This is a genomic window from Marinobacterium sp. LSUCC0821 (genome assembly GCF_012848475.1).
Taxonomy (GTDB): domain Bacteria; phylum Pseudomonadota; class Gammaproteobacteria; order Pseudomonadales; family Balneatricaceae; genus Marinobacterium_E.
The window spans coordinates 1,841,445-1,865,911 of the sequence record NZ_CP051666.1; the positions used below are offsets into that span (position 1 = coordinate 1,841,445).

Genomic DNA, 24,467 nt, shown 5'->3' on the forward strand with positions numbered 1-24,467 from the left:
CCTCAGTTACCCGTTAGCGAATCGCTAAGAGTCTGTGCTTCTGCAACATCGAGTGTGCCTTCGTAGATAGCACGGCCGGTGATAGCACCAAGAATGCCCTGATCTGCCACTTCAGCCAGTGCACGAATATCATCTATGTTCGTTACTCCGCCAGAGGCGATCACTGGAATGCCGCCCTGCACTGCAAGGTCGACTGTCGCTTCCACATTCACGCCCTGCATCATGCCGTCACGTGCAATGTCGGTGTAGACGATTGAAGAGACGCCGTCATCGCGGAAACGCTTCGCAAGATCAACCGCCATTACATCAGTCACCTCTGCCCAACCATCAATCGCAACTCGACCATCCTGTGCATCTAGGCCAACAATGATATTGCCCGGAAAGGCTTTACACATATCAGTGACAAACTGTGGCTCTTTAACCGCTTTAGTACCGATGATGACATAGCTAACACCTGCATTAAGGTAGGCTTCAATCGTCTCTGCAGAGCGGATACCACCACCGATCTGAATGGGCAGATTTGGGTAGGCTTTAGCGATTTCACGAACAATCTCACCATTGACTGGCTCACCCGCGAATGCGCCATTGAGGTCAACCAAGTGAAGGCGACGGCAACCAGCATCCACCCACTTAGCCGCCATATCGACTGGGTCATCAGAGAATACAGTCGAGTCGTCCATACGGCCTTGGCGAAGGCGCACACACTTACCATCTTTAAGATCAATCGCAGGGATAATCAGCATCGAAATCAATTTCCTTTGGAGCGTTAAACGGGATTAAGGCTGCCCGTTCCAGTTAACAAAATTCTTAAGTAGAGCAAGGCCCGCTTTAGAGCTCTTCTCTGGGTGGAACTGCGTTGCAAAGACATTATCTTTAGCCAGCGCAACATCAAATGGCACACCGTATTCACAGGTGCCTGCCACTAGCGTTTTGTCCGCCAAGTGTACGTGGTAGCTGTGAACGAAATAGAAGCGCGTATCATCTTCGATACCTGCCCATAGAGGGTGATCCATCGTCTGCTTAACTTGGTTCCAACCCATGTGCGGCACTTTCAGTTTTTCACCGTCGGCGTCCTTTAGGTCTTTACCAAAAAAGTTCACACGACCGTCAAACTCACCGAGACACTCAACACCGTCATTCTCCTCAGAGAAGTTGGTAAGCGCTTGATAGCCAACACAGATACCGAGGAATGGCTTGCCAGACTCAATCGCTTCGTGAACCTCTTTGTCCACACCAAGGCGACGCATCTCAGCCATACAGTCACGAATAGCGCCAACACCTGGTAACAACACACGATCAGCATTGCGCACTTTGACTGGGTCTGCTGTCAGAATCACTTCAGTGCCATCGTTGGAAACCAACTCGAGTGCCTTAGCAACCGAGTGAAGGTTTCCCATACCGTAGTCGATAACGGCAATTGTGCTCATAACTTATAGACACCCTTTGGTCGATGGCATCATGCCAGCAGCACGCTCATCAACTTCCAGCGCCATACGAAGTGCACGGCCAAATGCTTTGAAGATTGTCTCAGCCTGGTGGTGCGCATTCTTACCGCGAAGATTGTCGATGTGCAGCGTTACGCCCGCGTGGTTCACAAAACCGTGGAAGAACTCACCGAATAGATCGACATCGAATTTGCCGATTGAACCGCGCACGAAATCAACATGCATCTCCAAACCCGGACGGCCAGAGAAGTCGATAACAACGCGTGAAAGAGCCTCATCGAGTGGCACATAGGCATGGCCATAACGACGAATACCCTTCTTATCACCCACTGCCTGCTTGAAAGCCTGGCCAAGAGTGATACCTATATCTTCCACTGTGTGGTGATCATCAATGTGTAGATCACCCTTCGCTTTCACGTCGATATCGATAAGGCCGTGACGTGAAATCTGGTCCATCATGTGCTCTAAAAACGGTACGCCTGTGTCCGCTTTAAATTCACCGGTACCATCTAAATTGATCGCAACGCTGATCTGAGTTTCCAACGTATCACGTGATACGTTTGCTGTGCGTTCGGTCATTCCTAACTCCGCTACTGATGCGCAAAGCGCAAGTATACCGTGAAGCTGCGGATCCTGCGAACAAGAAGCGTGATTTTATGGCGCACACAACGAGAAAACTTAAGCACATCTCGCTAGGTTTTTTTGAAGTTTGAACTACACTTTAGTGAGTCATCCTATTTTTGGAGTTTTTATGAAAGCGCTCGTCAAAGTTTTAGCCGGCATCGTTGCTCTTTTTGTTATCGCTATTGCAGGTCTCGCGGCCTACATGACCTATCTATTTGATCCCAACGAATACCGTTCTCAAATAGAACAACAAGCTAAAGAAGAGGCTGGTATTGAACTGAAAATCAACGGCGATATTGGCTGGTCGATCTACCCTTGGCTGGCGATCGATGTTGCTGAAATTAGTGTTCGATACCCTAACCAACCCGAGCTGGCAAAACTGACCTCAGCGAGTGCAGCGCTTAATATCCCATCACTCCTGAGTGGTTCAGTTGAAGTTGATCGCGTTTTGGTAGATGGCCTAACCCTCAACTTGGTATCCGACAAAAAGGGGATGACCAACTGGGATAATGGCCAAAAAGCTAAGTCTAAAAACACCCAAGAGCGCTCCGATACTGAGACCGTTGATACTCCAACGATGGCACTGGCAATCGCTGGAGTTGAGCTTCGTAACGCGAAAATTGCTTATGTAGATCAAGCCGCTAACCAAACCGTTCAGCTAAACGAGCTCAATCTGATCGTAAGTCAGTTAGAGCTTGGCAAGGCAGTACCAATTCAATTTAAGACACGCCTATCTGTTTCAGCAGATGGCAAAGAGAGTCTTAACATCCCAATTGATATGAATACTAAGCTGACACTCAACTTAGAGGCGCAGACGCTTCAAGTGAGTGACCTAACACTCAAGCTGGATGAGACTACCCTGCAAGGCCGTGGCCTCTACAATCTGGTCAAACCTCAAGTATCTCTGAATCTGCAGGGCGATATTCTTAACGTAGACAAGTACCTGGTTAATTCTGAAGCAGCAGCTAAAGGACAATCCGGCTCAGCAATGCCAAGCTCAAAAGGCTGGTCGAAGGATCCTATTCTGCCGCCGCTACCTATAGGTGCCATCGATGCTGATATCGCATTGAGCTTTGATAAAGTGATCGTGCAGTCTCAAGAGATCACCGACATCACCCTGAATGCCACCACAAAAGGGGGTGTACTCACGGTTTCAAAACTGGATGCAAAAGCATTTGGCGGAGCGCTGACCTCAACAGCCAAAGTGGATGGGCGCAAAAATACCCCTGTGATGAGCTTCTCGCCTAAGCTCACGAACATCAAAGCAGAGCAACTCATGGCATTAGCAATGGAAGATCCAGCGCTCTCTGCGAATATAAACCTGACAGCTGATCTAACTACTTCGGGGGTATCGCTCTACGACTTTGTAAATGGCCTCAACGGTAGCGTCAACATCAATGCTGAAGAGGGGGTGATTAAAGGGATCGATATGGCGCAACAGTTGTGTCAGAAAATTGAGAACATTACAGCCCTTGGCTACAACCCAGATCAGGTTGATATGACCACGCCAATAGCAGGACTCAATAGTGACTACACAATCAAAAACGGTGTCGTAAGCAACTCTGCACTAAATGCTTCAGTCGATGCGGCTAATTTGGATGCCAAAGGAATCATCGATATTCCAAAACAGGCCTTCGATTACAATCTAGGCCTCACAATCACCGAAGATCTTTTCAAAAAGAGCTGTGGCATTAATCCAGCACTTCGCGGTACGCGTATCCCTGTGGATTGTAAGGGTAACTTTGACACAGACCCTGTTAAACTCTGCAAACTTGATACACGTTTCGTAGGAGAGTTGATCAAAAAGGCGGCGGGCAAAAAAGTCCAAGCCGGGATCGACAAGAAAAAAGCCGAGCTCGAACAGCAAGCAACAGAGAAACTTCAAGACACCCTAAAAGATCAACTGGGTGACAAGCTGAAGGGGCTGTTCGGCAAATAATTAGCCGAGATTGAATGTCCGAAAAGCAATTCGCTGCGACCGTACTTAGTTGGTTTGACCAACACGGTCGCAAGCATCTTCCCTGGCAACAAGAGAAGAGCGCATACAACACCTGGATATCGGAGATCATGCTGCAGCAGACTCAAGTTGCAGCAGTGATCCCCTATTACCAACGCTTTATGGCGCGCTTTCCGACCGTAAATTCGCTAGCAGAAGCGCCAATCGATGAAGTTCTCCATCACTGGACAGGCCTAGGTTACTACGCTCGCGCGCGCAATCTTCATAAAGCGGCACAGATGGTGGTTCGCGAATTTAATGGCCAGTTTCCTCAAGACCCTCAACTCCTAGAGCAACTTCCTGGAGTAGGCCGTTCAACCGCTGCAGCAATCAGCTCAATCGCATTTGGCACCCAGGCAGCCATACTCGATGGCAACGTAAAACGAGTGTTGGCACGCTACCTAGCTATCGAAGGGTGGACAGGCTCGACCTCGGTACAAAATCAGCTTTGGCTTGCTGCCGAATCACTCACCCCAACATCAAGAAATGGGGACTACACCCAAGCGATGATGGATCTGGGAGCGACCCTATGCACACGCTCAAAACCTAAATGCAGCCAGTGCCCTCTCGTTGAGAGCTGCAAAGCCTATGCAGAGGATAGAGTCACCGAACTACCAACCCCTCGTCCTAAAAAAACACAGCCCGTTAAACAGACACACATGCTTGTTATTCGGGATGGGGATAGCTTCCTACTACAGCAACGCCCACCCACAGGCATTTGGGGCGGCCTCTGGTCATTCCCAGAAACACCAGATTTACGAGACCTAGAACCAGAATGGCAGTTTGATAGCTCAAAGGCACAAGTCCTTGCGCCATTCAGGCACACCTTCTCGCACTATCACCTCGACATAACACCCGTGATAGTCGAGAAAAACCAATTAGATCTCAGCCACGTAATGGAAGCACGCGCCACACTCTGGTATAACACCGAGCAACCACAAGAGATTGGATTGGCGGCTCCGGTAAAGGCACTTTTAAATACCCTCGGATCCGCACTATAGGGAGATAGCTATGTCACGCACCGTATTCTGTCGTAAATTCAAAGAGGAACTAGAGGGCCTAGAGCGCGCCCCATACCCAGGCCCACTTGGCCAAGAGATTTTCGACAACGTCTCTAAAAAAGCCTGGGAAGAGTGGACTAACCACCAGACCATGCTAATTAACGAAAAACACCTCAATATGATGGATGCCGCAAGCCGCAAATTCCTTCAAGAAGAGATGAAAAAGTTCCTCGACGGTGAAGATTACGCACAAGCCGAAGGCTACGTAGCACCAAAAGCATAATTTTTCACTGGAGGCTGTTGACACCCAAACCCAAACTCGGTTTAATACGCGCCTCCAATGAGTTGCCTCGATAGCTCAGTTGGTAGAGCAGAGGATTGAAAATCCTCGTGTCGGTGGTTCGATTCCGCCTCGAGGCACCATACAAAATAGCCGCGCTAATCAGTGCGGCTTTTTTGTATGTGCCGTTTGGCGGATGAGGCCGCCGACCGGTGGTTCGACAAAATTGTATGGAACAATTTTGGACGTCCAAAGGACGGGCTCGAAGAGCCGAGGGCAGGAAAGCCCGAGCATTCCTAGCCTCGAGGCACCATCCCATTTTAATTAAGCCATGTAAATCAAATGATTACGTGGCTTTTTTGTTTCTGATACCGTAAATAATACCGTTTTTAAGATTGGTTTTTAGAGGTCATTCTTAGACTTCTGAAGACTTTATCCTGCCCTACTCCTCTGCACTCATAGGAAACTATGTGCGCAAAACATAGACAGCCCTAAAATTTTTTGGAGCTAAGTGCGCAATTCTGCATACCCTTAAGTGCTCAATATTGCGCACCCTAAATCTCTAATAACTGTCTAATCAATTGCTCAATGACTCCTATCCGGTATATTCAAATAACTAGATGGAGAGATTAGATGTGCGGTAGATACAACCTAGAAGATAATGACGATACCCAGGCTCTGATGGATGACCTGCGTGTTTCGTTTGGTCGCACTAACATCCCTAGCTTCTTTAACTTGGCTCCAACCGAACAGATACCAGTCGTATCTGAAGAGGAAGGTATTAGAGCTTTAAGACCTATGAGATGGTGGTTAACGCCTGTTTGGGCTAAGGAGATAACTACACAGTACTCTATGTTTAATGCGCGTGCTGAGACTCTAGATAAAAGCAAAGCATTCCAGGGTAGCTTTAGGCATCACCGCATCATAATCCCAATGACGTCGTTTATTGAATGGCGTAAGGAGGGGGCTATCAGACAGCCTTATCTAGTTAAGTATGAACACGATTGTATGGTTGCAGCAGGGGTATGGTCTCAATGGACTGATGGCGAGATTGTTCTAGATACATGTGCGATGGTAACTACAAACGCTTGTAAGGACTTTAAAGCATTCCACTCTCGTCAGCCCTTGTTGCTGGATTCGGAACAGGCAAATGCTTGGTTAGAAGAGAGAGCTGATTTAAAGGATCTACGAGAGCTCCTGAAAGCTCCTCTACCGCAAAATATGCTCATTAGAGCAATAGATCCTTCAATTAATAATAGTCGGCTAAAAGAGGCTCCTAGTGTCCTGAACGGTAGACAAGAGATTGTAGTATCCAGCTGACTGTTGAACGGCGGTTCACGACCCAAAGCAGACTCTGATAACGTATTATTTTTAGAATTTTATGAGTTTTGGATCTTAATAATGATGTATGTAGATTTTGAAAAAACTTGCTTCAGACAGGTGATTTCTCTTTTTAACGAGACGTTTACTGCATCTGAAGGCGAGACTGAAGGTAAAGTGGTAGCTGATTTGGTTGAGCAACTCTTGAGTCTTCCTGTGGATGAAAAAGTCATTTGCTTCTGCGCTAAAGAAGATGAATCTATATTGGCAGCTGTACTTTTCACGCAATTAACCTATTCAGATGACTTGGTGGGTTGGCTCCTTTCACCTTTGGCGGTGACACCGAGCAGGCAGGGTGAAGGTATTGGTCAACAACTCCTTAGGCATGCCATCAGTAAACTATCAGATCGACATGAATCATTTTTGGTCACTTATGGTGATCCCAGCTTTTATTCCAAGGTGGGATTTCGGGCTGTCGAAGAGACTCGGCTTCCAGCTCCCTACAAGTTATCTATGCCTATCGGATGGCTAGCGCTGCCGCTCTCAGATTCTGAAATACCCACTTCCCAAGAGGTCCCTAGTTGCGTTGCTCCATTTCGTAACCCAGAGATTTGGTAGGTTTCACAGAGCCTAAATACCCACGAGATTTATTGGAAGTCGCCTTTGTGCCGGTAACAGCCCCTCATTGTTACTGGTACATAAACCAAAACTAGTCCTCCTGAATTACCTACACGACCATACACCTAGTTCTCAAATTCTTATCCAAGAACCTTTACATACAAGCCTCTACACAGAACAGGTTTTGACGTACACGAACGTACAGAAAATGGGGACTAATTCGCAATTTCCTTAGGTTTTTTTAAGGTGAATGTAACCAGCCACCTATTAACAAAAATAAACAGCTTAGAAATCCTAATATAGGGAAAACAAGCGATACTTGGATCGTTCCTAACTTTGCTTTTTCCCCTCTTAATTTAATGATCACCAACCCTAAATTTACCAGCGTAAAGACAAAGAGTATCAATTGCGTTGTGAGGGTGGCTAATGTATCGATCGGGAAGAAAAGCGCCGATATTAGGGTCAGTACTGTAATCAACAGCGTTGCAGCAATTGGAGTTTGAGTTTTGGGACTAACCCTACCCAAAAAAGTGGGTGCTCGGCCTTGATGCGCCATTCCATAAAGTACACGTGCACCGGTAATAATTTGAATCACCACACCATTAAGCGTTGCCACTATAGCTACCAAGGTAATCACAAAGGACGGTAGGCCTGTCAGTTTGTTGAACATCAAGCTGATAGGCGCCTTACTCTCAATTAATTCTTGATTTGGAATAACTAGTACAGCTATAGCGACCACTAAGAAATAAAGTACTGTTACAACTACTAATGTAACGACTATCCCGATCGGCATCACTTTGGTGGGATTACGAACCTCTTCTACCAAATTGACCACATCATCAAAGCCTATAAAGGCAAAAAATGCGATTAATACCGTAGAAAATATGGCGATCATCGCGGAATTATCATTAAAGCTCGGAATAACGTCTGGTAATTGCTCCAATACTTCCGGGTGTACCCATAGCCCAATCCCAATAATCGCTAATAAGCCGGACAATTCAATTGCTGTTAAGATACCCGCAAATACAACTGATTCTAAAATGCCATAAACGGCCAGCAAGCCCATCAGAAGAATTAGAGCTGAGACAATTAGTGGTTCTGGTAGATCAATCAGATGCTGAATATAACCCGCGCTTCCGACTGAAATTGCAGCAGCCGCTACAATCGCAGCCACTGAAATTGATCCACCTGTTAATATCGTCAGCCAAGACCAGCCAAAACTCTTCTCCACATAGATAGCCTCAGCTGCACTATGTGGATAACGACCAGAAAGCTCTATAAAGCTTGCAGCGGTAAAGCCCATCACAATAGCAGATACAATAAAGGCTGTTGGCGCATATATCCCCGCTTCTTCTATAGTCAGGCCTATCAGTACGTATATACCGGCACCAATCGTCACGCCAAGACCATAAAGTACTAATAGCGGAAGAGTAATTCTGCGAGCTAGTTGAGTTGGCTGAATTGATGACATGAAGCCTCATAAGTCTTGGATTGCAAGTGAAGTATGTTCCCACACGCAATTCTATAAATATAAATAGCTTAACAAGCTTATTTTTGACGTACACGGAAGTACGGACAAGTTAATGTATAGGAACTCTGACACCTAGAGTACACATCAGCATGTGCGATAATTTCTTAGTAATTAACATATAAACTCGTTTATAGCGAACTGTTGTCATGGATTTGTTCTATGTTTCCAACTGAACGAATTACACGGTACTACGAGATCTGTGAGGAGCTTCTAGACTTTCAAGGGCTGTCTTGGTGGCTCATCGACTTGGAAGATGATCCGGGTGACGGTCTCCCGCCTTTTTGGTCCATAATAAATGAGAGTTTTGGGCATGCAAATGGCTCAATTTTGCCGTCAACAGGGCAACTTTTGAGCCACTTTAAAACTTTTAAAAGCTAGCTCATGGGTTAATTAACTTGCTATCTGTGTCTGTAAAGAAGGATACTTCTGTAAGTTGAACCCTAGCTATTTTAGTGAGTTGTCTTTGTCTATAGTTTCGTTACCACTGATGGTAGTACAGACAATGCTGCTATTGGCAGCCTTCCTAATTCAATACCAAGTCATGTTTCCGATTGAGTCTCTATTCATTGATCTCGCGAGCAGTTCAATCGTAAGTTTTGTATTTCTTCCCCACGGTGTAAAAACAATTTTGTTAGCGCTTACGGGTCCAGCTGCAATTATTCCTGTCTTTCTTTCACAGCTTATTTCAGATTTAGTGCTTGGACATACACTCAACTACAGCGTTATATCCTCATTTGAATCTGTGATTGCCTTGATAATCCCACTCATGCTGCTGAACTATATGACGAATAATAGAACGCTAGCTTCGCTTCGCTTGGATATGGATTACAACTTAAGCTTGATACGGATAGTTTTGGCATTAGCTGTCATGCAAGGCCTGATAAACTCATTGATTCGAAGTGTAATTCACGAACAATCCGGACTGTCACTGCTTTCATTCCGTTACCTATCAGGAGACATAGTAGGTACTATTCTGGTCTTGGGTCTGGTGATACTTTTAAGAAGACACATAATCATGGGGCTTAGAAAGCTTATCTAAGCAAGGCGTACCGCGAGCCTCTACCATAAACGAAACCCTTTTATCCCCCTCGCACTTCCACCCATTTGACTCGAATCCCTTCAACATAGAAACTTAATCAACGTTGAAGAGGTACTCATGCGATTCATTCCCTTAATTCTGATCTCTGCCATTATCTCAGGCTGTGCCACATCTCCGCCCCGCAGTGTCGAGAACGCTTGCAGCATCTTTCGTGAGAAGCCGGATTGGTTTAAGGCGTCGCTTAAGACTGAGAAGAAGTGGGGTCTTCCTATGCAGGTTCAGTTGGCGATCATGCGGCAGGAGTCTAGTTTTAGGCACGATGCTGCACCTCCGCTTGATACTTTCCTTGGCATTCCTATGTGGTGGCGTGTCTCTTCCGCTTATGGGTATGCACAGGTCAAGGATGGTACTTGGAAATGGTACAAGGATAAGACCGGTAACTGGATGGCGAGCCGCGAAGACTATGGGGATGCGGTCGACTTTATGGGTTGGTACACCGACATTTCTCAAAAGAGCTTGGGAATTTCAAAGTGGGATGCGTATAACCAATACCTGGCATATCACGAAGGGCATGGTGGCTGGAAACGTAAAACCTACGAGAAGAAAGCCTGGCTAATGGGGGTTGCGAAAAAGGTTGATGCCAATGCCAGAAACTACGGCGCCCAACTTAAAGAGTGTAAAGAGAAGTTAGACAACACTTGGTGGTAGCAGTTATGCCCTACCCCTGCTCTGCTTTAGACTGAAGCGCGCCCTGAATATGGCTGGAGTTAAATACTGAAGTCAGTATCTGTAGATACTCATCACCAATTTCAGAATAGCTACCTAGTGTGGGAATAAGATCGACAGTTAAAAGCGGACGATTACTGTTTCGTATCGACAAGCGCTGCTCTCGTAATGGTAGGTATGCGCTGTGGGTATTAATGTTTTGGTAATACTCAGCAACAGCATCACCAATGGTGTCAAAACTTCTCACCTCTAGTGATGGGTTTGAACTCGACTTGGGCTTAATGCCACACCCCTCTGAATAGCACTGAATCCCAAAGTAGTTGTTACCTTGAACAGCAAAGCGTGACTTACCCCAGCCCGATTCGATAGCGGCTTGAGTTGCGACTAGCGCTGGCGAAAGTCCGTCCACGCGAAGGTAGAGCTTCTCCTCTATCTCTTCGAGCGGGAGTGCAGGATCGATTTCGAAGTGTTTTAGCAGTAGATCCAAAGCTGGATCGATCTCTTTCTGCTCTTCTTGGCGCTCTACAATTCTTGGGATAAAAGCACGCGCTAGCGATAGACGTTCATTTTCATGCTCGGCGTAATCCATGATTAATCTTGCGAACTGTTGCTTAGGTTCGGTCAGCGTAGTGTTTGGCTTAAGCGATGGGCGCGGCGACTCAATCAAAGTCTCAAGCGCTTTGCGATCGGTTTCAGCGGCACCTGGATCTACTATCGATACATTGTAGAAAATAGTCGCTGCACTGAGGGTCACAGCAAAAATCGAACGTTTAATCATGCGCGGATTTTAAAGTATTTTCTGATGGCTTACATAAACTTCGATCGAAAAATAAAGAATACTGCGCCTAATAGGCATAGTCCTGCCCAAAGGTAGTCGAGTTTTAGGGGCTCTTTCAGGTAGATAACAGCGAATGGAACAAACACAGTGAGGGTAATTACCTCTTGTAGGATTTTGAGTTGGCCGACATTCATTGCTGTGTAGCCAATTCTATTTGCTGGGACCTGTAGAAGGTATTCAAATAGCGCGATCCCCCAACTGACCAGAGCTGCAATAATCCAGGGCTTGTGATTCAGCTCTTTAAGGTGGGCATACCAAGCAAATGTCATAAAGACATTACTGCACAACAGTAATCCTATGCTGACGATTATTGGATTCACTTATCACCTCAACATGAGCATCTATCCATTTGCGGCGAGTATGCATCCAAGCTGAAATAACTCGCAATAAAAATTCACTTCGAATACGAAATGTAGAATTACCCTTTGACCTGTGAGCTACACCTAGGTTTATAGTAGGCACTTAATTGAGTCCTTTACGAAAGAGCATGCGTAATTTGAAGAACATCTTAGTTGGCACAGCTTTAATTGCCTTAACTGGCATAGCGATCTACTTCAACTTCTATTCGGCCAGCAACCCAACTATGTTTCCTTACCTAGATCCGAAGGCTGTTGCTGAAGGGAAAAAGATCTACCTTGCCGAGTGTGCAAGCTGTCACGGGGTCAATCTTGAAGGGCAGGCCAATTGGAAGATTCGGGATGCTGAAGGTTATCTACCTGCCCCACCCCATGATCAAACTGGTCACACTTGGCATCATGACGAAGCTCTGCTTTTCAAACTTACAAAACACGGCATTCAGGCGATCGCTGGCGCTGATTACAAATCTCGTATGCCTGCATTCAAAGATAAGCTTTCAGATGAGCAGATTCTTAGGGTACTTGCGTATATCAAATCAACTTGGCCTGCTGAAGTTGCCAGGGAACCTGCGAATTAGTCCATGGCATCTCAGCGAGACCTGAAATGTCTAAGAACAAATAGAGGAATTAAAGATGAGCACTAATTACAGACTACATATTGAAGATATGAACTGCGGCGGCTGTGTATCTTCCATTCAAGAAGCACTAGAGGGCATTGCGGGAGTATCGAATATCAATATCGAGCTAGCTTCCAAAACGGCGGCATTTGAGACAAGCGTTGCTTTAGATTCAGTCCTAGCAACCCTAAAGGATGCAGGATACGAAGGAACCCTGGTATCTAACTAAGAATTGAGTATTTATTCTCCTGACCTAAAGACCGAAAAAATTCGTAACTCCACAAAAATGAGGAGTTACGATGTCTACAAATACCCAATCAACAGATAACCGCCCACTGCCATGTCGCGGCTGTACCGCTAGTTGTCCAAACCGAGATAAATGTCAGGGCAAGCCTTGGCGTAAAGCGTAAGATTTTCGAACCAATCGGAGACGAACTTTAATATTGTCGTATACTGCATAAGAATCAGACTCATCACTATAGAGCCCTAACCATGCCAGATATTTCGACAATCTCTACGTTCTACTACGAGAATCAACTGATCATAGATATTAGCGGTGTTTTAATTGCCAGTATCTGCGGAATGTTGTTTATCTGGTTTCTGTTTGCTGCTCTCCCCTCTCACTGGAGTGCTAAACAGACTCGCTTCAAGACATCCCACCTAGTTCGAATTGCGCGACTTCCTGCCGTCTATTCAATAGGTATGATCGGAATCGGTCAGCTTCTGACCTTTACGCCAGATGGGCTCAAAAGCACACTGAACTCTGTCGTTCTTACCTTAGCGGTTATTTTGTGGGGACAGTACATCTACAGGGCATCTCAGTTTCTATTAAAGAACATTAGCTCTCAGAGCCCTGAAGAGGGAATTATTCGCCCTCATACACTGCCATTGCTTGAAAATCTCGCGGCTGTTATTAACGTCCTATTAGCTGTCTACCTCATCTTTTTGGTGTGGCACATAGATATGACAGCCTGGTTAGCCTCAGCAGGTATCGTGGGTATTGCAGTTGGTTTCGCCGCAAAAGACACCCTGGCAAACTTGCTTTCAGGTGTCTTTATCTTGGCAGACTCGCCCTACAAAATTGGTGATTACATCGTTATTGATACTGGCGAACGCGGCAAAGTGACCCATATTGGTTTGCGATCTACTCGACTACTCACTCGCGATGATCTAGAGATTAATATCCCGAACGCGATCATTGCGAACGGAAAAATCATTAACGAATCGAGTGGGCGACATGTTAAATCTCGTGTCAGAGTTCCTGTATCCGTCGCTTATGGTTCTGATCTTGAGCAGGTCAAAGCACTACTGCTAGAAGTTGCTGAGCAGGAGTCTCAGATCTGTATAGATCCAGAGCCACGCATTAGATTTAGAGTGTTTGGCGCTTCAAGTCTAGATCTTGAACTACTGGTATGGATCGACGACCCCGAGATTCGTGGACGAGTTGTAGATGCATTAAATACTGCGATCTATAACAGCTTTAATGCCAATCATATTGAGATCCCGTATTCCAAACAGGACGTCTACATCAAGTCTCTACCGGAACAAAAATAGAGCCCACAAATCTATCCAAACTATCGCAGCGTAAACGAGTTATATGCTCTAGGAATCACACAATGAAAAGGTTAACTCTAATTATCCTGACTGCGATTGTTTTATCGGGCTGCTCAACTAACGATTGGCGCACCGCTAAACGAGACTCGGCTGGTATTGCGCCTCTGCCAAATGAGCATTCTGATGCTGTCATTCAAGCTTATGCTGCTGATCTATTTGGTTTTAGGGGCTACTTTGCTGTGCACACTTGGATATCGGCTAAAGCAAAAGGAGCTGACAGTTATACTGTCTATGACGTGGTTGGCTGGCGAACAAGCCGCGGGCTGCCAGCCCTCAAGATTGCTGACGACATTCCAGATCGCTACTGGTACAACTCGAAGCCTGAGGTACTACTCGATATTCGCGGTGAAGCAGCAGAGAGGCTCATTCCAAAAATTGATGCAGCCGCTAAACGCTACCCTTGGGCGGATGAGTACCGTTTAGTCCCAGGACCTAACAGCAATACCTTCCCTGCGTGGATAGCCAAAGAGGTACCAGAGCTTGGGCTGGAGTTGCCTTTCAAAGCGTTTGGTTCTGGTTACGCAAGCAAATAAAAAAACCGGGCTCAAGTAACCTTGGCCCGGTTTCATGCTTAGAACCGATCTTAGTCGCGAGCAACCCAGATCATGTTGTTCTCATGTTTAGATGTATCTTCACCAATCAGCACAACACCGTTACCAAGAGGCCATAGGTTGTCAGGGTTTGAGATACCTTCCGTAGAACACACTTTTCCTTCTGGCTTTCCAACAACCCAAGGGGTCATCTTAGATACGTTGAAGTTAGCATCTAGACCCATGTGGTAAACGATGCCACATTTGTTCTCGGTAACCTGGACGTCGCCTTTACCATCGCTCATACCTTTAGCAACTTCAGACATAGCCATGTAGAGATTTTTGCCTGCAGCATCTGCGCGCACGACTTCCATCTTACGGAATTCGTTTGATGCACCTTTAGCTGCAGCTGCTTTACGAGACTCGAGGAAGGCTACGCGATCATCTTTTGCATTACCTGCAGCCCAATCTGCGATCTCTTCATCAGAAATGAAACCACCCTTATCGTACTCAGCTACCCAAGTATCGATCTGAGCTTTTGTACCATGAGCCAGTTTAACCCACTCAATATTCAGTGATTCATCTTTGTTGGTTGAAGCTTTAGCAGCGTAAAGCGTACCTGCAGTTAGGTCTGCAGCTTTGTCAGCAACAAACTTAAAGAATACGGTATTGGTGCCATCATCAGACTGGTAAACCGTTTTCTGATCATTCATTACAGAAACGTTTTCGTGAGAGAAACGACCAAGTGTGGTCAACTTACGAGGTGTTGCTTTGCCTTTTGGATCAGTGATCTCAACGTTCCAACCTACACGGTATGGGTTAGTCTGAGTACCTGCATATTTATTGTAGGAAGCAACGCCATCCCACTCTTCAGCCTTAGGGTTAAACCAGTCTGCAGTGTTATCCCAGTAAAGCTCTTCAGATGAAATTGGTGTTCCCCATGGGCTTACAGAACCTGCACAGTTGATCCAAGTACCACCCACAGACGTGAAATCTAGCATCTCAACTTTCTTAGCGACCCAAGCGTTACCTTCACGCTTGATGAACATGCGGCTCATACCACCCGGTGTGTTTTCCCAGTTAGTGAATAGGTAGCCTTCAGTTTGAGCATCATTTGTTGGGATGAAACCGTTGAAGTCTGGATCATCAGAAGCTTCGTACTGTGAGCCATCTTTACGCTTAAGTAGGCCTAGACCATTCACACCTGACTGACCGATGATTCCGTAGTTACCACCAGCAACAGTTACAGTCTCTTTTGCCAAGCCCTGAGGTAGTTCAAGTTTCTGGCTGAAATCTGCGTTAGCAACGTAGCCTACAGTAGCAAGATTAATCGTCTTGTTATCGATCTCTGGGTGCTGCACGTTAAAGAATAGATCATCTTTAACCATCGCCATACCAGTTACTTCTGCACCAAGCGGCACAGTTGCGTAACGGTGAATTTCAACAGCGTTTGCAGTTGCGCTTGCTACAGCAAGAGCTAGAAGTGAATAACGAACAGATTTCATGGTTTTCTCCATTAGCCATTAATGTTGTCTGTTATGGAGAATTTAAGACGTGATTAGTTACAACTCCGTTACGGTAAAACGAAGAAATAATTAAAGCTCTGTTTCACTTTTGTGATCTGCTGACTTACCTAAATATTAGGGAGCCAAGCAGCTATCAAACTGATCAACCAATCCTGCGATGAAGGCCACATAGCCACCCGCTTGAACGTTTATACCTGATGCTAGCGGATCTAACTTACCTTCATTGATGTTCAAACCACGGGTAATTGCTTCAATTACTGCTGGGCTAAATTGAGGCTCTACAAATACACAGCTGATCTTATTCTCTTCTAATTGAGAACGAAGTTCGCTGAGGTGTTTTGCACCCGGTTTACGAGATGGGTCTAAGGTGAAGTAACCGACCTGGTTTAATCCAAAGTGGCTAACCAAGCCTTGATAAGCATCGTGGAAAACGAAAAACCCTATGGTTTTCTTGTCCGCTAGCTTCGCCTCGGACTCATTGTTTAACAATTCGACACTTTCAAGAAACTTAGCAAGGTTTTCTTCGATTTTATCAGCATCTTCTGGATATTTAGAAACCAATAACTCTGTAATTTGTTCAGCAAAATGCTCTGCACTTTCGGGACTTAACCAGGGGTGCATCGCTTCGTGATCGTCATGCTGGTCCTCTTTATGAGGCTGTGACTGATCTTGGCCAGGTTCATGTCCACCCTGAGGTTCGTCAGCATGCTCCTCCCCCTCTTCTTGCCAGGCCAACGCGTCGATATCTGAAGCCGCAATAATCTTCTCTAAATAGGGCTCAGTTTGCGGTCCCACCCAAATTAATAGATCAGCTTCTGCTATACGACGGCGATCTGAAGGGCGAAGTGCATAGTCGTGCGGGGATGCACCCTCCGGTAATAAGGTATCTACCTCTGCAACTCCCTGCAGTAGATCGGCTGCTATTAGGGAGATCGGTTTAATACTGCCCATCACAGTGGCAGCGCTGGCGGCTGATGAGAGTAGAGCAGAAAAAACCAGAGCAATTGGTAGAGAGAGTTTCATTCACAACAACCTATCAAAGAGGATTAATGCACTGTTATAATATAACACTTACTGGAGGCGCATTATGCTCGAAGCGATTAACGCATTCAACAGCCAACACAATCATCAGCACTGTATAAGCTCTGCTTTAAAGAGCGCTAAGCAGCTATGTAAAGCGCGTGGACAACGGTTAACGCCTATCCGTGAGTTAGTGCTGCGCTTAGTTTGGCAAAGCCACAAACCGCTTGGTGCGTATGAGCTACTCCCCAGTCTTGCTGAAGCGGGTTTTAACTCAGCGCCACCTACCATCTACCGCGCATTGGATTTTCTTCAAGAGCTAGGGCTCATTCACCGTATTGCTTCTATGAACGCCTTTATCGGTTGTACCAATCCCGATCATCCGCACCCGAGTGGCTTTATGATCTGTAAAGTATGTAAAACAGCAGCAGAGCTTGATACATCTGAGCTTAATAGCGCATTTGAATCAGTCGCAAAACGTATTGGATTTGCCATTCAGGATGAGACTGTCGAACTGGTCGGACTTTGTCAGCAGTGCCAGGAGTTAGAAGCATGAGCCATCCAGATCTAGCTCGTCTAGAGAACGTCACATTTCGGGTGGGTAATAAAGAGATACTGCACAATGTCACTTTGCCGCTGCACAATGACTGTATCACAACACTCATCGGGCCTAATGGCGCTGGAAAATCGACCCTCGTTAAAATTTTGCTAGGCCTGGTTAAACCCAGCGACGGAAAAGTTTGGTTAAAGCCCAATATCAAAATTGGCTACATGCCACAGAAGATTCAAATCGACCGAACCCTGCCTTTAACAGTGCGTCGTTTTTTGGAAATTCCCTTTCAGCCCTCTATCTCTTCGATTAAAGAGGCACTTGCCGATGTTGGGGCTCCGCACTTGCTGGACTACTCTATTCATGACCTTTCCGGCGGGGAGATGCAGCGCACTCTTTTGGCGCGAGCGCTGCTCAGAAATCCGGATCTTCTAGTGCTTGATGAACCTGTGCAAGGCGTTGATATCAATGGACAAACTGAGCTTTATCGACTCATCACGGAGATTCGTAAGAAGCGCCGTTGTGGTGTCCTAATGATCTCTCACGATCTCCACTTGGTAATGGCCTCAACAGACCATGTCATCTGTTTAAATACGCATGTCTGCTGTACTGGACACCCAGAGGCGGTCAGCATGGATCCGGCCTACATTGAACTGTTTGGCGCATCGCACGCTGCTACCTTGGCGCTGTATAACCACCACCATAACCATAGTCACGATATGCATGGCGATGTGGTTGAAGGTGCGTGTTGTGGAGATCATCACCATGGCTGATTTTCTAATCTATGCGTTAATCGCTGGGGTGGCTGTGGCACTGGTCTCCGGTCCATTGGGGGCTTTTGTTGTTTGGCGTCGCATGGCCTATTTTGGCGATACCTTAGCCCACTCAGCACTTATGGGTATCTCGTTAGGCATTCTGCTAGACATCAACCTCAGTCTCGCTGTGATTCTCTGCTGTGTTCTTTTAGCTTTGGTTTTAGTTGCGATGCAGCGCCAGCATTGGGTTGCCACTGATACGTTACTGGGCATTATGGCGCACAGCTCTCTCTCGGTTGGCTTAGTCGCTGTATCACTTCTGGATAACGTTCGGGTTGATCTACAAGCCTACCTCTTTGGTGACCTACTGGCGATTACACCTGATGATCTCATATGGATATTACTAGGCGGCGCTTTAGTTTTAGCCGCTATCTATCTGCTTTGGCGGCCGCTTTTGGCTATCACCATCAATGAAGAGTTGGCGCAAGTTGAAGGGCTTCCAGTCGCTCGTTATCGCTTGGCGTTGATGCTTCTGATCGCGATGGTAATCGCTGGCGCTATGAAGCTGGTGGGTGTGCTACTGATCACCTCTTTGATGATTATGCCTGCAGCAGCGGCACGTCGTATTGCCAATACACCAGAGCAGATGGCACTTGCGGCAAGTCTATTAGGTTCGCTGGCAGTGGTGGGTGGTATTTCACTATCATGGTTTATAGATACCCCTGCAGGGCCATCTGTCGTGGTATGTGCACTATCAATATTCTTACTTATCTTCCTAGCGCCTAAAGCTTCAAGATGAGCCCCTCAGCCACATCAATGAATCGGCAAGTCTGGGCACTTGCCTGGCCGATGCTGCTATCAAACATCACCGTGCCACTAGTGGGATTAGTTGATAGCGCAGTTGTTGGCCACCTTGATGACCCTAAACACTTAGGGGCCGTTGCAGTCGGCGCGATGCTATTCACAACGATCTATTGGGCATTTGGATTTCTGCGCATGGGCACAACGGGCTTAGTGGCTAAAGCCTATGGCCGCGATAACGATGCTCAAAACAAAACCCTGTTTGCACAAGCCGGAGTTCTCGCTTTAATACTTGGACTCGGGATGTGGTTACTGCAACAGCCATTGCTGACCCTAGGCCTTAATTGGATGGGACCGGAAGCGAGCGTCCACAGCACCGCCAGAGAGTATTCCGATATTCGTATCTTTGGCGCACCTGCTGCCCTGTTCAACTATGTTCTCATTGGCTGGTTTGTGGGAAACCAAAACACCCGCGTTCCTTTGATACTGCTGACAGTTATCAACCTCATTAACTTAGTTTTAGATCTTATCTTCGTGATGGGTTTTGGCTGGGGAGCTGGTGGGGTTGCAGCAGCGACTATCTGCGCCGAGTACTCGGGCTCTATCCTAGGCCTTTATCTAGCGTTACGAATGGTTAAACAGCTCGAAGGAGATCTGAATCGAGAAGCACTGACTCATCTCAAAGGTTATTCGGATCTCTTTCAGGTTAATAAGTACCTATTTGTTCGCACGGCCTCACTGCTTTTTATGTTCGCTTTCTTTACTGCACAGGGCGCTCGACTTGGGACCGATACACTATCGGCTAACGCGCTGCTTCTGAATTTCTTAATGCTGATCTCCCATGCGCTAGATGGCTTTGCACACGCCGCAGAAGCTGTTTGTGGACGCTACGCAGGTGCAGGGCAACGCGATAAGTTTTACGAAGCGGTGAAGGCATGTACCCGATGGTCAATCGTATTTTCCCTGCTTCTATCTCTCATTTTCGTGATTGGCGGCCAACAGATTTTGAGACTGATGACCGATATCGAATCGGTACTGGCAGTTGCTGATGAGTACCTTCCGTTTATCTGGCTACTGCCGTTAATTGCTGTATGGAGCTACCTTCAAGATGGCATTTTAGTCGGGACAACCCAGTCCAAAGCGATGCTCAAGATCATGTTGATTACCGTGTTCGTCACCTTCCTTCCGGTATGGTGGTTCACTACTGACCTGGGGAACACCGGGCTTTGGATCGCCTTTCTAGCAGCCTTTGTTGCACGAGCAGCAACGGGGTTTGTGATCTTTAAACGATTTGATCGTGATGGGGTTTGGTTTAGAGCCTAAGACCGGTCGGGGCCTTCCCCTTTGGGGCAGGTCCCTCGTACAGGGTGCTTTCGTAGGAGTGACCTGCTCTCGAAGAAAGAAAGCCCCGATATTTTTGTTATTGAGAAGTAATTTAGATATGAATGAAGAAGATATTAACAAAGAGATAAACGAGGCCTTTTCACGTTTTGATAAAGGCCAAGCTCGCTTTCTAGAAAGCAATGCCGCTGAAGTTGAAATGGAGAGGCGTAAAGCTTTGATTCGTGCTGAGAATCGTAGAAATAGAGTAGAAGCGCCTTAATCGGTCACGGTTTGCCTTTGGCAATTCGTTCCTACAGTCAGGGTCTTCGGCTGCGCCGCAGATCCCTCGTACAAGGTGCTTTCGTAGGAGTGACCTACTCTCGAAGAGAGAAGGCCGCGACATCTATCAGTTTTGGGTGCAGGATTCGAACTGTGGGCAGGTGATTAGGTGATCGTTTACGAAACCGGTGGCTTGCAGGTAGGCGTAGACTATTGTTGAGCCGAAGAAACGAATTCCGCGTTTTTTGAGATCTTTAGCGATCTGTTTTGAAAGTTCTGTCTCTGCTGGGATATCTGCCATTGTTTTGGGGTTAGTTACGATCGTTTTAGTGTCCATAAAGGACCAGATGTAGTTCGCAAAACCACTAAACTCCGCTGAAATTTCTAAAAATATACGCGAATTGTTTATAGATGCTTCGATCTTGGCACGATTTCGAATAACTCCTGCATCTGCTAGCATCGCCTCAATCTCTTTCTCACCAAATTGAGCTACTTTGTGCGGATCGAAGTTGCAGTAGTGATGGCGATACCCTTCTCGCTTATTCAGCACTGTTCTCCAGCTTAAACCTGCTTGGGCAGACTCTAGGATCAAAAACTCAAAAAGGGTGTGGTCATCTGTTCTAAGCCTACCCCACTCATCATCATGGTACTGATGCTCAATCTCTGAGTGGCGGGCCCACCCGCAGATTTCACTGTCAGCCATCTTAGTGGTCTTTTGCCTGTGGGTTTGGATAGAACTGCAGCGGTTGCGCAGTCACTTCGGTTTCTAGTGTCTTAGTCAGCGGATCGGCGGCGCCTTCATGATTAACCCGCGTCTCTAGCTCTTCGGCTTCGGGGCGACCATCTAGGCGAAGACTATCCTCGAAACCACACTTCACACACTCACGATATTCGCGCTCTTCGTCACGATACATACGGGTGGTATCCATCTCTGCACAACGTGGACAGACTACACCCGCGACAAAACGTTTTACGACAGACATTCTTATCTCCTGATTTTATGCGGCAATGCCTGAATGACGAAGTAGTGCATCCACTTCAGGTTCGCGACCGCGGAACTCAACAAAGAGCTCCATAGGCTCTTCTGAACCGCCCTTCTCAAGAATCGCTTTACGGAAGGATGCGCCGGTCTCTGCATTGAAGATCCCCTCCTCTTCAAAACGTGAGAAGGCGTCTGCAGATAGCACTTCTGCCCATTTATAGCTGTAATAACCCGCCGCATATCCTCCAGCAAAGATATGGCTAAAGCTGTGCTGGAATCGGTTAAAGCTTGGCGGTGACATAACAGCGACTTCAGCACGTACCTTGTCTAACACTGTTTGAACTTCAGTTCTGCCCGGCTCAAAGTCACGGTGCAAGATGAAATCAAATAGCGAAAATTCTAACTGGCGAACCATCATCATGCCGGACTGGAAGTGCTTAGCCTCCAAGAGACGATCTAGTTTCTCTTGGGGTAATGCTTCACCTGTTTGGTAGTGAGCTGAGATGAGCGCAAGCGCTTCAGGCTCCCAACACCAGTTCTCAAGGAACTGACTTGGTAGCTCGACAGCATCCCAAGCGACACCATTAATACCGCTGATATCCGCATGCTCCATCTGGGTCAGCATGTGATGGATACCGTGACCAAATTCATGGAATAGCGTAGTGACTTCATCATGAGTCAGTAGCGCTGGTTCACCTTTCAGTGGCGGTGTGAAGTTACACACCAGGTAGGCAACTGGCAGCTGAACCGTACCATCCTTTTGACGGCGCACACGGCAATCGTCCATCCAGGCACCACCGCGTTTACCTGAACGAGCAAATGGGTCTAGGTAACAGTGCGCCAATACCTCACCATCGCGCGATAGCTCAAATAGACGCACATCAGCATGGTAGGTATCAAATTCAGCAATCTCTTCAACTTTTACACCGAATAGACGATCAGTAATCTCAAATAAACCGTTAAGCACACGTGGCAATGGGAAGTAAGGACGAAGCTCTTGCTGCGAAATATTAAAGCGCTGCTGTTTCAGCTTCTCTGCATAAAAGGTGAGGTCCCAAGCTTCAACACTCTCTAGGTTACCCGACTCTTTAGCAAAGGCGCGAAGCTCATCGAGTTCGGTAACGGCTTGTGGGCGACTGCGAGCAGCCAAGTCCTCTAGGAACTGCACAACCTGATCTGTCGATTGCGCCATCTTTGTAGCAAGTGAATACTCTGCATAGTTTGCAAAGCCCAGTAGTTGAGCAAGCTCTAAACGCAGCGTGAGGATCTCCGTAATGAGATTCGAGTTATCCCACTGGCCTGCCGTTGGTCCCTGATCAGAGGCACGTGTTGCATAGGCTGAGTAGAACTCTTTACGCAGTTCACGGCTCTCCGCTTGCAGCATCACTGCGTAGTAGACAGGGAAATCCAGAGTGAGAACCCAACCCTCAAGCTCGCGCTCCTCGGCAGCAGACTTTGCGGCAACTAAGACATGCTCTGGAAGACCAGCTAGGTCTGCATCATCGGTCACATGTTTAACCCATCCCTGGGTTGCGTCGAGTACGTTTTCAGAGAATTTTGTAGTCAGTTCAGAGAGTTTCAACTGCAGTTCTGCGTAACGCTGCTGCTTCTCTTTTTCAAGACCGATCCCCGCCAGACGGAAGTCACGCAGTGAGTTAGTAATCACTTTCTTCTGAGGCGATGATAACTTTTGAAAAGCATCACTTGCCGAAAACGCTTCAAAGGCTTGATAGAGTTTTTCGTTCTGGCCAAGCTCCGTAAAGTACTCAGAGAGCTTAGGAAGACAGGCATTGTAGGCCTCACGCACCTCATCTGAGTTACGCACTGCATTGAGATGAGAAACTGGAGACCAAGCCTGAGCAAGCTCGTCATTGAGGTGCTCAATTTCACCAACCAGGCTCTGCCAGTCGGTCATGGGTTGTTCTACCAGTTCGGCAATGCGCGCTCGGTTTCGCTCTAAGAGGTGCTCAATTGCGGGCACCATATGCTCTGCTTTAATTGCACTAAATGGAGGTAGTGCAGCCGGTGTTAACAACGGATTACTCATTAAAATCTCCGAGTCTCTAATTCAATCTACTTACTATACAATGGGGCGATTAGATCATTTATTCAACTGGCACCTCAGGATAAAGGAGCAACTCATGAAACTTCGCCCATTTAAAGGTATTACACCCACCCTTGGTGAACGCGTATTTGTGGATCCAAGCTCCGTGGTACTCGGCGATGTGGTGCTAGGTGATGACAGCTCTGTTTGGCCGCTTGTCGCTATTCGCGGGGATATGAATCACATTCGGATTGGGGCTAGAAGTAATGTCCAGGATGGTGCCATTTTACATATCACCCATGCCAGCAGTTACAACCCTGATGGCTACCCTTTACTCATCGGTGACGAGGTAACGATTGGCCATATGGCGATGCTGCATGGCTGCACAATAGGCAACCGGGTGCTCGTTGGCATGTCTGCAACCGTGATGGACGGTGCCGTTGTCGAAGATGACGTGGTAATTGGTGCGGGCTCACTTGTACCACCAGGTAAGCGCCTTGAGAGCGGCAAACTCTATATGGGCCGCCCCGTCAAAGAGGTGCGAGATCTCACCGAAAAGGAGCTGAGTTTCTTTAGCTACTCAGCCTCTAACTATGTGAAATTGAAGGATGAGCACCTTCAGGAAGATTGGGCGGGGTAAGCCTTCGGGGCG

The 24,467-nt window shown here is 46.9% G+C and carries 28 protein-coding genes and 1 tRNA gene; 18 read left to right on the forward strand and 11 right to left on the reverse strand.

Annotation, left to right across the window (positions count from 1 at the left end):
• Positions 1–2: 2 nt before the first annotated feature.
• From hisA to hisB, 3 genes are read right to left on the reverse strand one after another with little or no spacing between them, the layout of a single operon-like run.
• Entirely contained in the window at positions 3–743 is a 741-nt protein-coding gene (gene hisA, locus HH196_RS08945) for a 1-(5-phosphoribosyl)-5-[(5-phosphoribosylamino)methylideneamino]imidazole-4-carboxamide isomerase (RefSeq protein ID WP_169451779.1), read from the reverse strand.
• A 33-nt stretch (positions 744–776) separates the two neighbouring features.
• Complete coding sequence (gene hisH, locus HH196_RS08950) at positions 777–1,427, reverse strand: imidazole glycerol phosphate synthase subunit HisH (RefSeq protein ID WP_169451780.1); 651 nt, start codon at positions 1,425–1,427, stop codon at positions 777–779.
• Between the two features lie 3 nt (positions 1,428–1,430).
• Entirely contained in the window at positions 1,431–2,024 is a 594-nt protein-coding gene (hisB, locus tag HH196_RS08955) for an imidazoleglycerol-phosphate dehydratase HisB (RefSeq protein ID WP_169451781.1), read from the reverse strand.
• A gap of 172 nt (positions 2,025–2,196) precedes the next feature.
• Between hisB and HH196_RS08960 the strand changes: the two genes are divergently transcribed.
• The 6 genes from HH196_RS08960 (at position 2,197) to HH196_RS08985 (ending at position 7,284) form a co-directional block, all read left to right on the forward strand.
• A complete protein-coding gene (locus tag HH196_RS08960; protein WP_169451782.1) occupies positions 2,197–4,008 on the forward strand; it encodes an AsmA family protein in 1,812 nt (603 codons plus the stop codon).
• Between the two features lie 14 nt (positions 4,009–4,022).
• A complete protein-coding gene (gene mutY, locus HH196_RS08965; RefSeq protein ID WP_169451783.1) occupies positions 4,023–5,066 on the forward strand; it encodes an A/G-specific adenine glycosylase in 1,044 nt (347 codons plus the stop codon).
• 10 nt (positions 5,067–5,076) lie between these two features.
• A complete protein-coding gene (locus HH196_RS08970; RefSeq protein ID WP_169451784.1) occupies positions 5,077–5,349 on the forward strand; it encodes an oxidative damage protection protein in 273 nt (90 codons plus the stop codon).
• Between the two features lie 64 nt (positions 5,350–5,413).
• A tRNA-Phe gene (locus HH196_RS08975) sits at positions 5,414–5,489 on the forward strand.
• Positions 5,490–5,979: 490 nt separating this feature from the next.
• Entirely contained in the window at positions 5,980–6,666 is a 687-nt protein-coding gene (locus HH196_RS08980) for an SOS response-associated peptidase (RefSeq protein WP_169451785.1), read from the forward strand.
• A gap of 81 nt (positions 6,667–6,747) precedes the next feature.
• The gene (locus tag HH196_RS08985; RefSeq protein ID WP_169451786.1) at positions 6,748–7,284 is read left to right on the forward strand and encodes a GNAT family N-acetyltransferase; all 537 of its coding nucleotides are present in this window, start codon (positions 6,748–6,750) and stop codon (positions 7,282–7,284) included.
• Positions 7,285–7,525: 241 nt separating this feature from the next.
• Here HH196_RS08985 and HH196_RS08990 read toward each other — a convergent pair whose 3' ends face one another.
• Positions 7,526–8,755: an APC family permease gene (locus tag HH196_RS08990; protein ID WP_169451787.1), complete on the reverse strand. Its 1,230-nt coding sequence runs from the start codon at positions 8,753–8,755 to the stop codon at positions 7,526–7,528.
• 523 nt (positions 8,756–9,278) lie between these two features.
• On the opposite strand from HH196_RS08990, the gene HH196_RS08995 reads away from it, so the two are divergent.
• Complete coding sequence (locus HH196_RS08995; protein WP_211160779.1) at positions 9,279–9,854, forward strand: hypothetical protein; 576 nt, start codon at positions 9,279–9,281, stop codon at positions 9,852–9,854.
• 117 nt (positions 9,855–9,971) lie between these two features.
• Positions 9,972–10,562, forward strand: coding sequence for a transglycosylase SLT domain-containing protein (locus HH196_RS09000; protein WP_169451789.1), 591 nt, complete (start codon positions 9,972–9,974; stop codon positions 10,560–10,562).
• Between the two features lie 10 nt (positions 10,563–10,572).
• Here HH196_RS09000 and HH196_RS09005 read toward each other — a convergent pair whose 3' ends face one another.
• On the reverse strand, positions 10,573–11,358 hold the full coding sequence (locus HH196_RS09005) for a glucosaminidase domain-containing protein (RefSeq protein WP_169451790.1): 786 nt from the start codon (positions 11,356–11,358) through the stop codon (positions 10,573–10,575).
• A gap of 29 nt (positions 11,359–11,387) precedes the next feature.
• Positions 11,388–11,705, reverse strand: a complete 318-nt coding sequence (locus tag HH196_RS09010) for a DMT family protein (protein ID WP_371807839.1) — start codon at positions 11,703–11,705, stop codon at positions 11,388–11,390.
• 200 nt (positions 11,706–11,905) lie between these two features.
• On the opposite strand from HH196_RS09010, the gene HH196_RS09015 reads away from it, so the two are divergent.
• The 4 genes from HH196_RS09015 to HH196_RS09030 all read left to right on the forward strand — a co-directional run bounded on the left by HH196_RS09015 (position 11,906) and on the right by HH196_RS09030 (position 14,538).
• A complete protein-coding gene (locus HH196_RS09015) occupies positions 11,906–12,352 on the forward strand; it encodes a cytochrome c (protein ID WP_169451792.1) in 447 nt (148 codons plus the stop codon).
• A gap of 55 nt (positions 12,353–12,407) precedes the next feature.
• Positions 12,408–12,620: a heavy-metal-associated domain-containing protein gene (locus HH196_RS09020; protein WP_169451793.1), complete on the forward strand. Its 213-nt coding sequence runs from the start codon at positions 12,408–12,410 to the stop codon at positions 12,618–12,620.
• Between the two features lie 263 nt (positions 12,621–12,883).
• Positions 12,884–13,945 carry a mechanosensitive ion channel family protein gene (locus tag HH196_RS09025; protein WP_169451794.1) on the forward strand — a complete coding sequence of 354 codons (1,062 nt, stop codon included), beginning with the start codon at positions 12,884–12,886 and terminating at the stop codon, positions 13,943–13,945.
• A 62-nt stretch (positions 13,946–14,007) separates the two neighbouring features.
• Positions 14,008–14,538, forward strand: a complete 531-nt coding sequence (locus HH196_RS09030; protein WP_169451795.1) for a DUF3750 domain-containing protein — start codon at positions 14,008–14,010, stop codon at positions 14,536–14,538.
• 50 nt (positions 14,539–14,588) lie between these two features.
• On the opposite strand, the gene HH196_RS09035 is transcribed toward HH196_RS09030, so the two are convergent.
• The gene (locus HH196_RS09035; protein WP_169451796.1) at positions 14,589–16,040 is read right to left on the reverse strand and encodes an alkaline phosphatase PhoX; all 1,452 of its coding nucleotides are present in this window, start codon (positions 16,038–16,040) and stop codon (positions 14,589–14,591) included.
• A gap of 135 nt (positions 16,041–16,175) precedes the next feature.
• Positions 16,176–17,084, reverse strand: coding sequence for a zinc ABC transporter substrate-binding protein ZnuA (znuA, locus tag HH196_RS09040; protein WP_169451797.1), 909 nt, complete (start codon positions 17,082–17,084; stop codon positions 16,176–16,178).
• Positions 17,085–17,148: 64 nt separating this feature from the next.
• On the opposite strand from znuA, the gene HH196_RS09045 reads away from it, so the two are divergent.
• The 5 genes from HH196_RS09045 to HH196_RS09065 all read left to right on the forward strand — a co-directional run bounded on the left by HH196_RS09045 (position 17,149) and on the right by HH196_RS09065 (position 20,790).
• On the forward strand, positions 17,149–17,637 hold the full coding sequence (locus tag HH196_RS09045; RefSeq protein WP_169451798.1) for a Fur family transcriptional regulator: 489 nt from the start codon (positions 17,149–17,151) through the stop codon (positions 17,635–17,637).
• A complete protein-coding gene (gene znuC / locus HH196_RS09050) occupies positions 17,634–18,404 on the forward strand; it encodes a zinc ABC transporter ATP-binding protein ZnuC (protein ID WP_169451799.1) in 771 nt (256 codons plus the stop codon). The genes HH196_RS09045 and znuC overlap by 4 nt, the downstream gene beginning before the upstream one ends.
• Positions 18,397–19,185 (forward strand): zinc ABC transporter permease subunit ZnuB, encoded by a 789-nt coding sequence (znuB, locus tag HH196_RS09055; RefSeq protein ID WP_169451800.1) that lies wholly within the window; start codon positions 18,397–18,399, stop codon positions 19,183–19,185. The genes znuC and znuB overlap by 8 nt, the downstream gene beginning before the upstream one ends.
• Positions 19,182–20,510 (forward strand): MATE family efflux transporter, encoded by a 1,329-nt coding sequence (locus HH196_RS09060; RefSeq protein ID WP_169451801.1) that lies wholly within the window; start codon positions 19,182–19,184, stop codon positions 20,508–20,510. The genes znuB and HH196_RS09060 overlap by 4 nt, the downstream gene beginning before the upstream one ends.
• A gap of 118 nt (positions 20,511–20,628) precedes the next feature.
• Positions 20,629–20,790 carry a hypothetical protein gene (locus HH196_RS09065; protein WP_169451802.1) on the forward strand — a complete coding sequence of 54 codons (162 nt, stop codon included), beginning with the start codon at positions 20,629–20,631 and terminating at the stop codon, positions 20,788–20,790.
• A gap of 126 nt (positions 20,791–20,916) precedes the next feature.
• Here HH196_RS09065 and HH196_RS09070 read toward each other — a convergent pair whose 3' ends face one another.
• Genes HH196_RS09070 through prlC form a run of 3 tightly spaced genes read right to left on the reverse strand, consistent with a single transcriptional unit; the run spans position 20,917 to position 23,818 of the window.
• Complete coding sequence (locus HH196_RS09070) at positions 20,917–21,492, reverse strand: DNA-3-methyladenine glycosylase I (protein ID WP_169451803.1); 576 nt, start codon at positions 21,490–21,492, stop codon at positions 20,917–20,919.
• A 1-nt stretch (position 21,493) separates the two neighbouring features.
• The gene (locus HH196_RS09075; RefSeq protein ID WP_169451804.1) at positions 21,494–21,772 is read right to left on the reverse strand and encodes a YheV family putative zinc ribbon protein; all 279 of its coding nucleotides are present in this window, start codon (positions 21,770–21,772) and stop codon (positions 21,494–21,496) included.
• A 15-nt stretch (positions 21,773–21,787) separates the two neighbouring features.
• Positions 21,788–23,818 (reverse strand): oligopeptidase A, encoded by a 2,031-nt coding sequence (gene prlC, locus HH196_RS09080; protein WP_169451805.1) that lies wholly within the window; start codon positions 23,816–23,818, stop codon positions 21,788–21,790.
• A gap of 94 nt (positions 23,819–23,912) precedes the next feature.
• Here prlC and HH196_RS09085 point away from each other — a divergent pair, with 94 nt between their 5' ends.
• Positions 23,913–24,455, forward strand: coding sequence for a gamma carbonic anhydrase family protein (locus HH196_RS09085; protein WP_169451806.1), 543 nt, complete (start codon positions 23,913–23,915; stop codon positions 24,453–24,455).
• Positions 24,456–24,467 lie beyond the last annotated feature (12 nt).

Coding starts and splice junctions, on each gene's coding strand:
- hisA (WP_169451779.1), bottom strand. CDS start 743: ATGCTGATTATCCCTGCGATTGATCTTAAAGATGGTAAGTGTGTGCGC.
- hisH (WP_169451780.1), bottom strand. CDS start 1,427: ATGAGCACAATTGCCGTTATCGACTACGGTATGGGAAACCTTCACTCG.
- hisB (WP_169451781.1), bottom strand. CDS start 2,024: ATGACCGAACGCACAGCAAACGTATCACGTGATACGTTGGAAACTCAG.
- HH196_RS08960 (WP_169451782.1), top strand. CDS start 2,197: ATGAAAGCGCTCGTCAAAGTTTTAGCCGGCATCGTTGCTCTTTTTGTT.
- mutY (WP_169451783.1), top strand. CDS start 4,023: ATGTCCGAAAAGCAATTCGCTGCGACCGTACTTAGTTGGTTTGACCAA.
- HH196_RS08970 (WP_169451784.1), top strand. CDS start 5,077: ATGTCACGCACCGTATTCTGTCGTAAATTCAAAGAGGAACTAGAGGGC.
- HH196_RS08980 (WP_169451785.1), top strand. CDS start 5,980: ATGTGCGGTAGATACAACCTAGAAGATAATGACGATACCCAGGCTCTG.
- HH196_RS08985 (WP_169451786.1), top strand. CDS start 6,748: ATGATGTATGTAGATTTTGAAAAAACTTGCTTCAGACAGGTGATTTCT.
- HH196_RS08990 (WP_169451787.1), bottom strand. CDS start 8,755: ATGTCATCAATTCAGCCAACTCAACTAGCTCGCAGAATTACTCTTCCG.
- HH196_RS09000 (WP_169451789.1), top strand. CDS start 9,972: ATGCGATTCATTCCCTTAATTCTGATCTCTGCCATTATCTCAGGCTGT.
- HH196_RS09005 (WP_169451790.1), bottom strand. CDS start 11,358: ATGATTAAACGTTCGATTTTTGCTGTGACCCTCAGTGCAGCGACTATT.
- HH196_RS09015 (WP_169451792.1), top strand. CDS start 11,906: ATGCGTAATTTGAAGAACATCTTAGTTGGCACAGCTTTAATTGCCTTA.
- HH196_RS09020 (WP_169451793.1), top strand. CDS start 12,408: ATGAGCACTAATTACAGACTACATATTGAAGATATGAACTGCGGCGGC.
- HH196_RS09025 (WP_169451794.1), top strand. CDS start 12,884: ATGCCAGATATTTCGACAATCTCTACGTTCTACTACGAGAATCAACTG.
- HH196_RS09030 (WP_169451795.1), top strand. CDS start 14,008: ATGAAAAGGTTAACTCTAATTATCCTGACTGCGATTGTTTTATCGGGC.
- HH196_RS09035 (WP_169451796.1), bottom strand. CDS start 16,040: ATGAAATCTGTTCGTTATTCACTTCTAGCTCTTGCTGTAGCAAGCGCA.
- znuA (WP_169451797.1), bottom strand. CDS start 17,084: ATGAAACTCTCTCTACCAATTGCTCTGGTTTTTTCTGCTCTACTCTCA.
- HH196_RS09045 (WP_169451798.1), top strand. CDS start 17,149: ATGCTCGAAGCGATTAACGCATTCAACAGCCAACACAATCATCAGCAC.
- znuC (WP_169451799.1), top strand. CDS start 17,634: ATGAGCCATCCAGATCTAGCTCGTCTAGAGAACGTCACATTTCGGGTG.
- znuB (WP_169451800.1), top strand. CDS start 18,397: ATGGCTGATTTTCTAATCTATGCGTTAATCGCTGGGGTGGCTGTGGCA.
- HH196_RS09060 (WP_169451801.1), top strand. CDS start 19,182: ATGAGCCCCTCAGCCACATCAATGAATCGGCAAGTCTGGGCACTTGCC.
- HH196_RS09065 (WP_169451802.1), top strand. CDS start 20,629: ATGAATGAAGAAGATATTAACAAAGAGATAAACGAGGCCTTTTCACGT.
- HH196_RS09070 (WP_169451803.1), bottom strand. CDS start 21,492: ATGGCTGACAGTGAAATCTGCGGGTGGGCCCGCCACTCAGAGATTGAG.
- HH196_RS09075 (WP_169451804.1), bottom strand. CDS start 21,772: ATGTCTGTCGTAAAACGTTTTGTCGCGGGTGTAGTCTGTCCACGTTGT.
- prlC (WP_169451805.1), bottom strand. CDS start 23,818: ATGAGTAATCCGTTGTTAACACCGGCTGCACTACCTCCATTTAGTGCA.
- HH196_RS09085 (WP_169451806.1), top strand. CDS start 23,913: ATGAAACTTCGCCCATTTAAAGGTATTACACCCACCCTTGGTGAACGC.